This window comes from Thalassotalea litorea (assembly GCF_043642205.1).
GTDB classification, from domain to species: Bacteria; Pseudomonadota; Gammaproteobacteria; order Enterobacterales; family Alteromonadaceae; genus Thalassotalea_A; species Thalassotalea_A litorea.
In genome coordinates this window covers 46,515-61,636 of record NZ_JBHZSG010000003.1, presented here as the reverse complement: position 1 = coordinate 61,636, position 15,122 = coordinate 46,515, and the positions used below count along the sequence as shown (strand labels likewise).

Here is a 15,122-nt window from a genome sequence, read left to right as displayed (position 1 = left end):
AATTCCCAATTTAAAAGGCGTTTACTGGTTGTTTTTACAATACTTAGTTGCTAAAAATAAAGCGTTGAAATTATCAAGTACTATTTTCAGTATTTATAGTGGATATAAATTGCATTATTGGAAATTGGGTTCAGTTTTTTGGCCGATTCACGTATAATGCGGCCAGCTTAAAAACCCCTGAAGCAAGCAGGGGCATTCCAGCATTCACAGAAAAGAGGAAAGTACTGTGCTTCAAGATTATCGTAAACACGTTGAAGAGCGCGCCGCTGAAGGCATCGTTCCCAAACCCCTTGATGCTGAACAAGTTTCCCAACTTGTTGAACTAATCAAAAATCCACCAGCAGGTGAAGAAGCGTTTCTTCTTGATCTGATCACAAATCGAGTACCACCGGGCGTTGATGACGCAGCCTATGTAAAAGCCGCGTTTCTTGCCGCTATCGCAAAAGGCGAAGCAAGCTCTCCAATTCTGGACGCCGGCAAAGCCACTGAATTGCTTGGTACCATGTTAGGTGGTTATAACATCCAGCCGATGATTGATTTATTAGATGATGCCGAAAATGCTGAAATCGCCGCGGCAGGTTTGTCTAAAACATTACTGATGTTTGACGCTTTCTACGATGTAAAAGAGAAAGCCGATGCGGGTAATGAGCAAGCGAAAAAAGTAATGGAATCCTGGGCAAATGCCGAATGGTTTTTGAATAAGCCAGCCGTTGCTGAAAAAATTACCGTAAAAGTTTTCAAAGTTACCGGTGAGACTAACACCGATGATCTGTCACCAGCACCAGATGCCTGGTCACGTCCTGATATTCCATTACATGCCAAAGCCATGCTTAAAATCGGTCGTGATGGTATCAACCCGGATGATGACGGCACTGTTGGCCCGCTTAAGCAAATTGAAGAATTACAACAAGATGGCATTCAGCTAGCCTATGTTGGTGATGTTGTTGGTACGGGTTCTTCTCGTAAATCTGCCACTAACTCGGTTCTTTGGTTTATGGGCGAAGATATTCCTCACGTACCGAATAAGCGCGGTGGTGGTGTTTGTTTAGGTGGTAAAATCGCACCAATTTTCTACAACACTATGGAAGATTCAGGCGCATTACCTATTGAACTAGATGTGCAGGCAATGAACATGGGCGATGTTATTGATATCTTCCCATATGAAGGTGTTGTTAAACGCTCTGGTACTGACGACGTTATCTCGACGTTTGAACTAAGCCCGGTATTGCTTGATGAAGTTCGTGCTGGTGGTCGTATTCCTTTGATTATCGGTCGTGGCTTAACTGGCCGCGCTCGTGAAGTATTGGGTCTTGCAGAAACCGATTTATTTGCCAAACCGGTAGAGGTTGCTGAATCTACGAAAGGTTTCACCTTAGCACAAAAAATGGTTGGTAAAGCTTGTGGTGTTGCTGGTGTTCGCGCCGGTCAGTATTGTGAGCCGAAAATGACTACGGTTGGTTCTCAGGATACCACAGGTCCAATGACGCGTGATGAATTGAAAGACTTGGCTTGCCTTGGCTTCTCCGCAGATTTGACCATGCAGTCATTCTGTCACACTTCTGCTTACCCTAAGCCAGTTGATGTGCAGACGCATCATACGTTACCGGATTTCATTATGAATCGTGGTGGTGTTTCACTTCGCCCGGGCGATGGTGTTATCCATTCCTGGTTGAACCGTATGTTATTACCTGACACGGTTGGTACGGGTGGTGATTCACATACTCGTTTCCCACTTGGTATCTCGTTCCCGGCAGGTTCTGGTCTTGTGGCATTTGCTGCAGCAACCGGTGTTATGCCATTAGATATGCCAGAGTCAGTATTGGTTCGCTTTAAAGGCGATATGCAACCGGGCATCACATTACGTGATTTGGTTCATGCGATTCCTTATTACGGTATCAAGAACGGTTTATTGACCGTGGAGAAAGCCGGTAAGATCAATGAATTTTCTGGTCGCGTTCTTGAAATTGAAGGTCTGAAAGGATTGACCGTTGAACAGGCATTTGAATTATCCGATGCATCTGCTGAACGTTCTGCTGCCGGTTGTACCATCAAACTTGAAGAAGAAGCCGTTGCTGAATACCTTGAGTCAAACATTGTGATGCTTAAATGGATGATCAGTGAAGGCTACGGAGATGTGCGTACCATCGAACGTCGTATCAACGGCATGCAGGAATGGTTGGATAATCCATCACTGATGGAAGCTGACAGCGATGCCGAATATGCTCACGTGATTGAAATCGATTTAAGCGAAATCAAAGAGCCTATCGTTTGTTGTCCAAACGACCCTGATGACGCTAAGTTATTGTCTGACGTTGCTGGCGATAAAGTTGACGAAGTATTTATCGGTTCTTGTATGACTAACATTGGTCACTTCCGCGCAGCGGGTAAGCTATTAGAGAACTATGGTGGCGTACTAAATACTCGTATGTGGGTTGCTCCACCAACGAAGATGGACCGTGACCAGTTAACGGAAGAAGGTTACTACTCAACATACGGCAAGGCTGGTGTTCGCATTGAAACACCGGGTTGTTCACTATGTATGGGTAACCAGGCGCGTGTAGCGGAAAAATCTACTGTACTTTCTACATCTACCCGTAACTTCCCGAACCGTCTGGGTAACGGCGCCAATGTTTACTTAACGTCTGCCGAACTTGCAGCCGTCGGTGCAATTGTTGGTCGTCTGCCGACCGTGGACGAGTACATGGAATACGCGAAACTGATCGATGCAACTGCAGCCGATACTTATCGCTACCTGAACTTCCACAAAATGGATAGTTACACCAGCAAAGCCAAAGAAGTGATCATTGCGCAAAACGTCGCATAAAGCACAATACGGCTTAATTAGTTAACCGCTAATTATTCAATGTGAAAACGAGCCTTTCCTCACGGATTGGCTCGTTTTTGTTTAATTGGCTTTGCCTAAAGGCCAGGTTGCAGGTTTCAGGCCTCAGGTTTTAGAAAAGCAACAGCGGCTTTTACTTTGACACCCTCAGACAGCTTTAGACACCTTCAAACTCCTTTGACTCTTACGCTCTTACCGCCGTTCCCGGACTTGTTGCATAAACTCTCGAAAATACCTGTCATCGCTACTTTCACCGCAGGCACTTATCGATGCGACTTTACCAAATTCATCATTAATAAAACTTAGATCGGTTTCCTGATAACAATACCCATCACGCTTTTCAATCGTCTCATGGCCTACAATCGAGGTATTCTGGGCGCGTACTTGCTCTGCACTTTTACGGACGATGCTTTTGGGTACCGGCGCCGGCAATGGTTGAAAAACTGAATAGCCTTTGGCGCTGGAACGTTGACTCGTTGAGTGATGACTTATATCGCGGTCTTGTTGTTGATTAATGCTATCCAGGCCCTTGTATGAATTGAATGTAATAGCTTTTTTTGCGGGTTTATTTGTGGGTTTGTTGGCTGGCTTATTAGTACTCGCCTGGTGTTTTTCGTTAAGCGGGACTGTCTCAATAATGCCTTTTGGAGTTGCGATTTCAACTTCCTGTGCGGGTTGTTGATTATCCGGGGCTCTGGGTCTTTTCGCGTCTAATGGTGCTTGCGCTTGCGCTTGCGAAGGCATTGGCGCTTCTAAAGGCACCGGCTCCGATTCTGAATTGTTATTCGCAGGTGGTGTTGTTGGCGTATATAAATAGCTTTCAATGTTTACGGCGGGCGTTGTTATCGGTGAATTATCGATAATGCTGGCAGGTTTGGGGAGGAGAAAAAACAAAATCAAGCCATGCAAACACACAGCAGTCGTCAACGGCAGTAAATACGTCCTGATTGTGTTTGCTGAACGGTTCATCCTTGAAAAAACTCAGAGATATAAAAGTATTTCTGCATAAGACTATTACTCCTGTAAAAAGTTCTCAGTTAAACTATAGGAGGTGATGGTAATTAAGTTAGATGATTTATGGAGTACGAATTTTACCGGGATTTTATCGATGGTAGCCCAAAGGCCAAATTTACCTATGGGCATGAGGTAATCGGTTTTTGGTTAGAACAGGAAATAGGCACTAATGTCAGTAAATTGTCAGCACTGATCCAGCAATTGCAACAAATGATGAATAACCGATATGGTCAGTTGCAACACATTGGGAAGGAATTTACCTTAGAGGCTGATTTTCAGGACGTTTCTGTGATGGCCAATAGCCATTTACAAGTAACCTCAGACAAGGTTGAAGTGAGTGATGGTGATGAAAACGAGCCATACTTGCAATCGGACGCGGAATCCAAACCTGAGTTTGACGATGATCTTACCTTTACTATCGCCGAGTGTGGCAGCTCTGACTTCGTCAATATGCTGACGTTATGGCATGAGTATTTAATCTGATTTCGGATCCATTACACAATAAAATACGTATAATAGAACAAACCAACTTTGCCTTATAAGACATTGAATGTCTGTTAAAAACTAAATAATAGAGAACTTTATGAGTAGTTTTAGTAACGACTTCCAACAACAAAATTCCAATGCTAATTCCCCCTCTAACCCCAAGCGCTCCCTGATGCTCTATCTAGCGCCGGTGATTATTGTCGTATTCGGCTTCGTTGGTTGTGTTGGCTTAACAACGTTAGCAAAAAAACCTGAGAAAAAAACCAGTCTGGCACAGTTCCCGGTAGTCGACGTGGCAGAGATCAACAAGCAAGACGTTACCTTTACGGTACACAGTCAGGGTACGGTCATGCCGCGCACGGAAACCGCACTGATTTCCGAAGTTTCAGGACAAATCACCTATGTAGCCGATAAAATGAAAGTGGGTGGTTTCTTTAAGAAGGGTGAGGTGTTGATGGAAATCGACCCGATAACCTACCAGGTGGGAGTATTGGAAGCTCAATCTCGCTTGGATGCGGCAAAGGCCTCTTTGGTGGAAGAAAAAGCCCGAGCTGATCAAGCCGAAGACGAATGGCAACTTACCGGAAAACCATTATCTGAGGCTCCGGTATTAGCGTTGCGCTTACCGCAACTGCAACGAGCGATGGCGGATGTGGAAGCAGCCACTGCCGATATGCAAGGCGCGCAACTCAAACTTAAACGCACGAAAATCATCGCCCCTTATGATGCGTTGATAAAAGTCAAATATGTTGATATCGGGCAGTACGTTGGCACCGGAACTCAGTTGGTGGATACCTTCGCGGTTGACTACGCTGAAGTTCGGTTACCGGTCAAACAACAAGATATAGGCTTTATTAAGTTGCCAAAAGTCAATCAACAGGGTGATGCTTCAAACACTGTGGTGGTATCGACGCAGCAGGGCCTGCGTACATTAACCTGGGATTCTTATATCTCTCGCTATGAAGGCGTTGTCAATGACCGGTCTCGGGTGCATTATCTGGTTGCTCACATAGACGATCCGTACAATCTGCTCACCGAAGAACGGGATGTTGAATTGCGGATGGGGATGTTTGTGAAGGCCGAAATTGAAGGGAAAACTTATCCGAATATTACCGCCATACCGCGTGGTGCGATTCGCGGAGCAGGGCAACTGTATTTGATTGATGAAAATAATAAACTCAATATTATTACCGTCGATGTATTACGTTCCGATAAAGATTATGCCTATATTCAGGGGGATATTGCTGGCGGCAGTCGAGTGGTGACGACGCGACTAGAAACTCCAGTGCAAGGCATGCAATTGCAGGTAAGCGGTGAACAGACCGAGCAAAACCAATCAAAAGAGTCTGAATCATCCGACGGTGAGCCAAGTGAGACGGAGCAACCTGACGAGTCCAAATCTGCAACACAGACCACGGAACAAACTAGTGCTCGGGTGGAACAATAATGCAACCAGTCGATGAAAAATTAACAGGCATTATTGCCTGGTTTACCCGTAACAGTGTCGCTGCCAACCTGCTGATGGTATTTATTCTGGTGATGGGGATTTATTCCTATCTCACTATCACCAAAAAAATGTTTCCGGAATTTTCCTCAAACTCTATCCAGGTAAGTGTGGTTCACCCGGGTGCGGCGCCAGAAGATGTTGAACAATCTGTGGTAATTAAGATTGAGGATGTTCTGGAAAATATCAAAGGCATTAAACGCATCACCTCTCAATCCCGGGAAGGTAATGGTACGGTGACCATTGAAATTAAAAATGGCTTCCCGTTGTCGGAAAAACTCGACGAAATCCAGATGCAAATCAATACCATTCAGACGTTTCCGGATCAAATTGAACGGCCGCTAGTTTTCAAGCAGGAGTTTGAAGCGGATGTGTTGTGGGTGTCGGTTTATGGGGACATGGAGCGACGTACCCGCCAGGAGTTGGCGCAAAATATTCGCGATGAAATTATGTTGCTACCGGAGGTGAATATTGCATCTGTGGTAGGCAACCGCGATTACGAAATCAGTATTGAAGTGTCAGAATTGACGCTGATTGAATATGGATTGACCTTTGACCAGATCAGTCAGGCGATCCGCAGTGCGTCATTGGATTTACCCGGCGGCACGATTAAATCCAGTGGTGGCTATATTCAGCTGCGCACCGACGGACAGGCCTATACTGGTGATGAATATGCCAATTTGGTGTTGCGCACTGATCCAGACGGCACCCGTTTACTTTTAAAAGACGTTGCCACGATTAGGGATGAATTTGTCGAAGGTGAGGGCTTTGCTCGCTTTGACGGCAAAGAGGCATCAAATATCCGCATTAAATCCACAGCCGATCAAAACGATCTGGCGATTGCCGAAGCGGTGAAAAAATACGTCGAACAAAAGCGCGAAGTCTTGCCGGCTGGCGTGTCTTTGGACGTATATGGCGATAGTTCGTTTTATCTGTCTGAACGTCTGAATATGATGTTTAGCAATTTGTTACTGGGGGCGTTTTTAGTCTTTATTGTCCTGACCCTGTTTTTGCGTATTCGTGTTGCCTTTTGGGTTATGGTCGGTATTCCAATCTGTTTCCTCGGAGCGTTTATGTTTATGCCGCTGTTGGGGGAGTATTCGGTAACCGTCAATCTGCTCAGCTTGTTCGCCTTTATTATGGTACTGGGTATTGTTGTCGATGACGCCATTGTAATTGGCGAGAGTGTGTACTCTGAAATCCAAACCAGTGGTCATTCCCAAAATAGCGTGATTCGGGGAGCTCATAAAGTTGCAATGCCGGCAACATTCGGGGTATTGACCACCATAGCGGCCTTTTTGCCGATGATATTTATCGATGCCAATGCCGCAACCTTTTTCCGGGCTATCGCTGTCGTGGTTGCTCTGTGCCTGGTATTTTCGATTATTGAATCAAAATGGATTTTGCCGGCGCATCTGGCCCATATCAAATACAAGGAAATTGACCCGCAAAATGCCCACATCGTGCATCGCGTGCAGCTTTGGTTTAAAAACTGGTTAGACGCGTTTATAAAAAACAGCTACAAGAATACCCTCGAGTTGGCGCTTAAAAATCGTTATAACACGTTGGCCTGTTTTATTGCGATATTGTGTGTTTCTATTGGCCTGGTTGCGGGGTCGTTGGTGAAAGTCGAAGTATTTCCGAATGTTCCGAGCGATTTTATTCAAGGCCAGATAACCATGGTTGACGGTACGCCGCCGGAGCAACGTAATCGGGCAATTGATGAAATCATTGATGCCGCCTATCGAACCTCGAAAAAGCATAGCGCAGAAGGCGGTACGTTTATCGCCCACAGTATGGTGTGGACCCAGGGCGATCTCGGTGGCGGAATGTTATTGGAATTGAATAAGCCGGAGTTTCGTGACCTCACATCTTTTGAAATTGAAAAGTTGTGGCGTGAAGAAGTTGGCTTAATACCAGGAGTGCGAGAACTGCGCCTATTTGCTGGCACCAATGCCGGCGGCGGCTCAGCGTTAGAGTTCCAGTTAACCGGTAAAAACGATGATGAGCTGGAACTGGCGGGGTTGTTACTGCAAGCCAAATTGTCCGAATATGATGGCGTTTATGATATTCGTAACTCATTTAGTCGTGGTCAGGAAGAAATTAAATTAAGAATTAAACCTGCGGCTGAGGTATTAGGTTTAACCTTGACCGATCTTGCTCGCCAGACGCGTCAGGCGTTTTATGGTGAGGAAGCTCAGCGTATTCAACGCGGCCGCGATGAGTTAAAAGTCATGGTCCGTTATCCGGAAGATGAGCGTCGTTCGTTGGCGGATCTGGAAAATATGTGGGTTCGCACACCTATTGGCGATGAAGTGCCGTTTTATCAGGTTGCCGATATCGAGCTTGGTCAGGGTTTTTCAAGGATCACCCGAATCAATCAAAAACGCTCAATTACCATTGCCGCAGAAATTGATGCTGCAAAAGTAGAATCACGTAAGATCATCGCCGATGTAAACGATCAAATCATCCCCGAGATATTGGCAAAATACCCAAGCGTGAAATATGGAATGGAAGGCGCGGGCAAAGAGCAACAGGAACTGATTGGGCAATTGTTCATGGCCACGGCCATTTCCCTGTTTCTGATTTACGGGTTGATCGCCATTCCAACTAAATCCTATGCACAACCGTTAATCATCATGTCGGTGATCCCCTTTGGCATTATTGGTGCCATTATCGGTCATATGATTTTGGGTAAAACCATAAACATGATGTCGATGTTTGGTTTTATCGCCCTCTCCGGTGTTGTGGTTAATGACAGTTTGATACTGGTAGACTTTATTAATAAAGCCAAAGATCAGGGAATTCGGTTATTTGATGTGGTGGTCAGTGCCGGTATGCAGCGTTTTCGGGCGATCTTGCTAACTTCATTAACGACTTTCTTTGGAGTGTTGCCGATTTATATGGAAACCAGTCTGCAGGCGCAGTTTATTATTCCAATGGCCATATCGTTAGGCTTTGGTATCTTGTTTGCGACGGTTATTACACTATTCTTAATTCCTGCTTTGTATTTAATTAAGGAAGATATTACCAACATACGATGGTTCAAACGCGCACCACGTGGTGACGAATTGCAACGTCAATAATTTTGGTTGGACGGTTTAATTGAGATGAAAATAGTATTATTACACGGATTGTTTATGAACCGATTGATCATGGCGCCTATGGCGCTACGATTAGAAAAGTTTGGCTGGGATGTCGATAATTTATCTTACCCGAGCACCAGTTCCGATAAGGAAGTATTATTTGATGCGTTGCAAGAATCGGTAGGGCAGGGGCCGGTGATTATGGTCGGGCACTCGCTTGGTGGTCTGGTGATCCGGGATTTTCTCAAGCACCGTAAAATCGCACCGGATACAGTCCCTTTGGTTATTACCTTAGGGACACCGCATCAAGGGGCAACAATTGCTGAGGATTTGGCAAAGCTGAATATTCAAGGCATGCTTGGGTCTTCGCCACAATTTGGTTTATTACCGAGTCATTATGAACCTGAATGGGATCTGCCCAATAAACTGATTTCCATCGCGGGTAACTTGAAAATCGGTGCTCGGCCATTGTTAGACCGAGTTTGGCGTGATGGCGTAGAAGACTCTGATGGTACGGTGAGTGTTGAAGAAACCCGTATCGAAGGCATGTCCGAGCATATTTTGGTGCAACAAACCCATACCTCCATGGTGTATTCCAAAGACGTTATCAAACTGGTGGATAAATTGGGACGCTCAGCACTTGGCGTCGCACCTTATAAACCAAATGACAGTAAAATCACTCAATTATTGCGCCGTTAATCAACTCGTTAAAGCATGCCATCGAGAATGCATTCCATTCCTGGATATGTTCTCGATAGCAATCTATAGAAACGCGTTTGCTGAGATCTGAGGCTTAGTCTCGACGTTCAAAGGTGACTAAAGGTGTCAAGGTGTCATAGCAAAAGATGCTGTGGGTTTTTCTGAAGCCTGAAACCTGCCAGCTCGCCCGTTGGGCTCTTGCACCAGAGTGTTGCACATCGATTGCACTTTTATTGCACGATTATGGTGCGCAATAAATCGGGCAAATCCCAATATCTCGCTACTCCCCATAATTACTGGGAAATTAAAAGTTGGCACGGCACTTGTAACAGTAGCACTAACTTTTAATAGGGGGCGAAATGAAATTAATCAACGCAATAATAAAACCATTCAAACTCGATGATGTTCGTGAAGCAATTTCCGAAGTAGGTATCGAAGGTTTGACTGTAAGTGAAGTTCGTGGCTTTGGTCGTCAAAAAGGTCACACCGAGTTATACCGCGGTGCTGAGTACCAGGTTGACTTCTTACCGAAAGTAAAACTTGAAATCGCGGTTAAAGCGGAAGATGCCGATCGCATCATCGAAGCGATCACCAAATCTGCCCACACTGGCAAAATTGGTGACGGTAAGATTTTCGTTTATGACCTGGATAAAGCGGTACGTATTCGTACCGGTGAACTCGATGTAGCTGCACTATAAGTAGGAGATAATAATGGAAGAGTTAGCATCAGTATCAACAACAGTCTCCGAATTGAGATTTGCACTAGATACATTTTACTTTTTAATTTCAGGCGCACTAGTCATGTGGATGGCGGCAGGTTTTGCCATGCTGGAAGCTGGTCTGGTACGTTCTAAAAACACCACGGAAATTCTGACTAAGAATATCTGTCTTTATTCAATTGCCTGTGTAATGTTCCTGTTGATTGGTTACAACATTATGTATGTTGATAACCCTGAAGGCGGAATTTTACCATCATTTGGAAGCTTGATTGGTACCCAGGCGGGTGATGCTGATCACTCTCTTGAGTCGGACTTCTTCTTCCAGGTAGTTTTCGTAGCAACAGCAATGTCCATCGTATCTGGTGCGGTTGCTGAGCGTATGAAACTATGGTCTTTCCTTATTTTTACCGTTGTTTTAACCGGTGTTATCTATCCAGTTGAAGGCTACTGGACTTGGGGTGGCGGTTTCCTTTCTGAAGCAGGTTTCTCTGACTTTGCCGGTTCTGGTATCGTTCACATGGCAGGTGCTGCCGCAGCGTTAGCTGGTGTACTATTACTTGGCGCTCGTAAAGGTAAGTACGGCAAAAACGGTGAGATTTTCCCAATTCCTGGTTCTAACATGCCACTAGCAACCTTAGGTACCTTCATCCTATGGATGGGTTGGTTCGGTTTTAACGGTGGTTCTCAGCTAATGGTGTCTGACGCTGAAAACGCGACGGCTGTTGGTCAAATCTTCTTAAACACCAACGCAGCTGCTGCTGCTGGTGCGGTTGCAGCCTTGTTGCTTAACAAAGCGATTTGGGGCAAAGCTGACCTTACTATGATTCTTAATGGTGCATTAGCTGGTCTAGTTGCTATCACCGCTGATCCATTATCTCCATCACCACTATTTGCTTCTTTGGTTGGTGCTTTAGGTGGTGTGTTAGTTGTCTTCTCTATCGTAACCTTCGACAAATTGAAGATTGATGATCCAGTAGGCGCTATCTCTGTTCACGGTGTTGTTGGTTTGTTCGGTTTGATGGCCGTACCATTTAGCAATGGCGACGCAACCTTCGGTGCGCAACTATACGGTGCAGCAGTAATCTTCGCTTGGGTATTCGCGGCCAGCTTCGTGGTATGGATGCTTCTTAAGAAAACCGTTGGTATCCGTGTTAGTGATGAACAAGAATATAACGGTGTTGATAAGTCTGACTGTGGTGTTGAAGCGTATCCAGAGTTTGTATCTCTTAAAAACTAATGTAAAGAAACACTTAGTTAGTTAACGTATAAGGAGCCTTCGGGCTCCTTTTTTTGTCTGTGCAATCCACTTAAGGCCAAACTCAACTACGCTGTTTGCTAACGATGAGATGCTAACAGGGTGGAGAATGGCAAAGGTAAAAAGTTAATGTAATTCCATTGCCTTTCGTCTATAATTCGCGCCAATTTTTAATATCTAGTTATTGAGGGCTTATCATGGCTATCGAACGTACTTTTTCTATCGTTAAACCAGATGCTGTTGCGAAAAATGCAATTGGCGCTATCTACAACCGTTTTGAGTCTGCGGGTCTTAAAATCATTGCTTCAAAAATGGTTCACTTGAGCCGTGAAAAAGCGGAAGGTTTCTACGCTGAGCACAAAGAGCGTCCTTTCTTTGGTGCATTAGTGGATTTCATGACCTCTGGTCCGGTAATGGTTCAGGTTTTAGAAGGTGAAAACGCCGTTCTTAAAAATCGTGAAATCATGGGTGCTACGAATCCAGCGGAAGCGCTAGCGGGTACTTTACGCCACGACTACGCAGAGTCTATCGACGAGAATGCGGTTCACGGTTCAGACGCTCTTGAATCAGCAGCTCGTGAAATTGCTTACTTCTTCAGCGACGACGAAATCTGCCCACGTACTCGTTAATTTGAGTCACTAGAAGTCGCTCCCAGATTCACATATTGTTGAATACCAGAGGGATGTCTTCTAGCGGTTAAGAAAGGATTTTACCAGGTTAATGGTAAAATCCTTTTGTCGTTTCTACGTCTATAAAAAAATGGTTAAAAACTCGCAACAACATGTTGATGAATTTATAACCAAGATAATAACCTAGCATTACAGTTTACTAACACTTGAAAATTGTTTGGTACGCTTAAAATGTGTACAATAAACCCCGTTTTACCACCAGAGAGTTCGAGATTTTAATGTCCGCCAATCCAGTAGAAATCCAGGAATCTGCAAACCAGTCCAAAGTCAATTTATTGAATTTTGATCACCAGATGATGCGTGAGTACTTTGCCAGCATCGGTGAAAAACCGTTTCGTGCCGATCAGGTGATGAAGTGGATTTATCACTTTGGTTACGATGACTTTGAAAAGATGACGAACCTCAATAAAGTGTTACGTCAAAAACTGCAGCGTTTGACAGAAATCAAGGCACCGGAAATCTCACAAAAACAAGTTTCCAATGACGGTACAATTAAGTACGCATTGAAGCTTGAAGGTGGTCAGGAAGTGGAAACGGTGTGGATCCCTGAAAATGGTCGGGCAACATTGTGCGTATCGTCTCAGGTGGGTTGCGCATTGGAATGTTCTTTCTGCTCAACTGCACAACAAGGTTTTAACCGCAACCTGTCGGTGTCGGAGATTATTGGCCAGGTCTGGCGTGTTGCCAATGATATTGGCGCGACTCGTATCGCCGGTACCCGACCGATTACCAATATCGTGATGATGGGAATGGGTGAACCTCTGCTGAATATGAAAAATCTGATCCCAGCATTAGATAATATGCTCAATGATTTGGCTTATGGACTGTCTAAACGTCGGGTGACTGTGAGTACATCAGGTGTGGTTCCCGCTCTGGATATGCTAAAAGAAAAAATTGACTGTGCATTAGCCATCTCGGTGCATGCGCCGAATGATGAATTGCGCGATGTTCTTGTACCGATTAACAAGAAGTATCCATTGAAAGATTTTCTTGAGGCCAGTCGCCGCTATATTGAAGGTTCTAAAGCCAACAAGCAGGTTACCGTTGAATATGTGATGATAGATCACGTTAATGATTCAACCGATCAAGCCCATGAGTTGGCGAAAGTATTGGAAGGTACACCGAGTAAGGTAAATCTTATTCCATTCAATCCATATCCGGGATCACCGTATAAACGATCCAGTAATTCTCGTATCGATCGTTTCGATAAAGTGTTGCAATCTTATGGGCTTACTGTCATTACTCGACGCACCCGAGGTGATGACATCGATGCCGCCTGTGGTCAACTTGCTGGTGACGTATTGGACCGAACCAAGCGTACCGGAAAAAAACAGATGCAAGGCGATGCGATTTCGGTAAAAATGGTGTAATTAAAACAATAACCCTACAAGGGCAGGAAGATGCAAAAATCAGTGAAGATATTTTCCGCAATTACGTTGGGCTTTATGACGGCAATTGCAACGAGCGGTTGCGTTACGCAAAACTATGCAGAAGAAAAGCCCGTCGTTGATCGCGCCGTGAATGACGAACAAAAAGCAAAAACGCGAATCTCCCTGGCTTTGAGTTATTTGAATATGGGCAATATGGCTCAGGCCAAATTTAATCTGGAGCGAGCAAGAGACTTTGCGCCTAAATCTGTAGAGGTTTATACCGCGTTTGCCCACTATTTCGAAGTGGTTGGGGAAAACGAACAAGCCGAAGATGCCTACCGTAAAGCTTTGGATATTGAAGACAACGATGCGGATACATTAAATAACTTTGGTGTATTTCTGTGTCGTCAACAACGGGTTAATGAAGCCGAGCAATACTTTAAGGCCGCGATTCGCGTACCTAGCTATTTAAGAGTCGCTCAGACTTACGAAAATATTGCCCTGTGCCACTTAAAAATTAATAACTTTGCCAAGGCCGAGCACGCTCTGGAACGCAGTTTAGCGCACAACCCAAATCGTGCTTCAGGGTTGTTGCAACTGGCCCAGTTCAATTATGCGAAAGGGGACTATGATCAGGCGGCCATGTATATGAGTCGTTTTGAATTGGCGACCCGCCGTTTTACCCCACAAGCCATGGCATTAGCATTTAAGATCCAAGAGAATATGGGTAACACCGAAATTGCTAAGAACTACGCAAATATGTTAATCAACATGTTTCCGGATTCGGCAGAAGCGGTGAAATATCTGGATAACGGCCTGTCTGTAATCGATGAAGATGCCTTGGCAGAACGCTATCATCAGTATATTTTGGCAAAATCAAAGCCAGTCACGACAACGATAACCACGGCTAAAACTAAACCTAGCTCTGCGAATAAACCGACTCGTAAGCAGGCTGACGATAAAAAGCTAAATGTTGAGCAAGCCCCAGACGTAGTTGCCGCCGTTATAACACCGGCATCGAAACCTTCAACATTACCAACGTCGAGGCCTTTGCCAGTGCCACAAACAAAACCGGCACATGCGACTAACACGCAGGTGACTAATACTCTGGCAAACAATAGCCAGGCGAGTAACACACAAACGAGTCAGCCCAAGACTCAAACACCGAGCGTTGCATCGGTGACTGTGGTTGACCCAAATACCAATAAAACGCCGGCTAAGCCACCAGTGACTGTACCTTCAGTGGTGCAACCACCCAAGTCTGCTGCACAGCAAACTAAGGTCGCAGCGACGAATAGTAGCGCTGGTCCCGTGCATGTGGTGGTTAAAGGTGATAACTTGTACCGGATCTCCCTGAAATACAACATCACCATTAGTACCTTGCGTCGTTGGAATGATTTAGTTGATGAAAATATAGAAGTCGGTCAGGTATTGCACTTGAGCCGACCTAAAAAATAA

At 44.9% G+C, this 15,122-nt stretch carries 11 protein-coding genes; 10 read left to right on the top strand and 1 reads right to left on the bottom strand.

Annotation, left to right across the window (positions count from 1 at the left end; genetic code table 11):
* The first annotated feature begins 226 nt into the window (after window positions 1-226).
* Window positions 227-2,824: a bifunctional aconitate hydratase 2/2-methylisocitrate dehydratase gene (gene acnB / locus ACHUFQ_RS02325; RefSeq protein ID WP_394172615.1), complete on the top strand. Its 2,598-nt coding sequence runs from the start codon at window positions 227-229 to the stop codon at window positions 2,822-2,824.
* 210 nt (window positions 2,825-3,034) lie between these two features.
* Here acnB and ACHUFQ_RS02320 read toward each other — a convergent pair whose 3' ends face one another.
* Window positions 3,035-3,769: a hypothetical protein gene (locus ACHUFQ_RS02320; RefSeq protein ID WP_394172614.1), complete on the bottom strand. Its 735-nt coding sequence runs from the start codon at window positions 3,767-3,769 to the stop codon at window positions 3,035-3,037.
* Between the two features lie 150 nt (window positions 3,770-3,919).
* On the opposite strand from ACHUFQ_RS02320, the gene ACHUFQ_RS02315 reads away from it, so the two are divergent.
* From ACHUFQ_RS02315 to pilW, 9 genes are all read left to right on the top strand, one after another.
* A complete protein-coding gene (locus ACHUFQ_RS02315; RefSeq protein ID WP_394172613.1) occupies window positions 3,920-4,339 on the top strand; it encodes a YacL family protein in 420 nt (139 codons plus the stop codon).
* Window positions 4,340-4,439: 100 nt separating this feature from the next.
* Window positions 4,440-5,789 (top strand): efflux RND transporter periplasmic adaptor subunit, encoded by a 1,350-nt coding sequence (locus ACHUFQ_RS02310; RefSeq protein ID WP_394172611.1) that lies wholly within the window; start codon window positions 4,440-4,442, stop codon window positions 5,787-5,789.
* A complete protein-coding gene (locus ACHUFQ_RS02305; RefSeq protein WP_394172609.1) occupies window positions 5,789-8,932 on the top strand; it encodes an efflux RND transporter permease subunit in 3,144 nt (1,047 codons plus the stop codon). Before ACHUFQ_RS02310 ends, ACHUFQ_RS02305 begins: the two co-directional genes overlap by 1 nt.
* A 54-nt stretch (window positions 8,933-8,986) precedes the next feature.
* Window positions 8,987-9,631, top strand: coding sequence for a lipase family alpha/beta hydrolase (locus ACHUFQ_RS02300; RefSeq protein ID WP_394172607.1), 645 nt, complete (start codon window positions 8,987-8,989; stop codon window positions 9,629-9,631).
* Window positions 9,632-9,990: 359 nt separating this feature from the next.
* Window positions 9,991-10,329, top strand: coding sequence for a P-II family nitrogen regulator (locus tag ACHUFQ_RS02295; protein ID WP_138318825.1), 339 nt, complete (start codon window positions 9,991-9,993; stop codon window positions 10,327-10,329).
* A gap of 13 nt (window positions 10,330-10,342) precedes the next feature.
* Complete coding sequence (locus tag ACHUFQ_RS02290) at window positions 10,343-11,587, top strand: ammonium transporter (RefSeq protein WP_394172605.1); 1,245 nt, start codon at window positions 10,343-10,345, stop codon at window positions 11,585-11,587.
* A gap of 215 nt (window positions 11,588-11,802) precedes the next feature.
* Window positions 11,803-12,234, top strand: coding sequence for a nucleoside-diphosphate kinase (ndk, locus tag ACHUFQ_RS02285; RefSeq protein WP_136734437.1), 432 nt, complete (start codon window positions 11,803-11,805; stop codon window positions 12,232-12,234).
* 278 nt (window positions 12,235-12,512) lie between these two features.
* Entirely contained in the window at window positions 12,513-13,664 is a 1,152-nt protein-coding gene (locus tag ACHUFQ_RS02280; RefSeq protein WP_394172603.1) for a bifunctional tRNA (adenosine(37)-C2)-methyltransferase TrmG/ribosomal RNA large subunit methyltransferase RlmN, read from the top strand.
* A gap of 30 nt (window positions 13,665-13,694) precedes the next feature.
* Complete coding sequence (pilW, locus tag ACHUFQ_RS02275) at window positions 13,695-15,122, top strand: type IV pilus biogenesis/stability protein PilW (RefSeq protein ID WP_394172602.1); 1,428 nt, start codon at window positions 13,695-13,697, stop codon at window positions 15,120-15,122.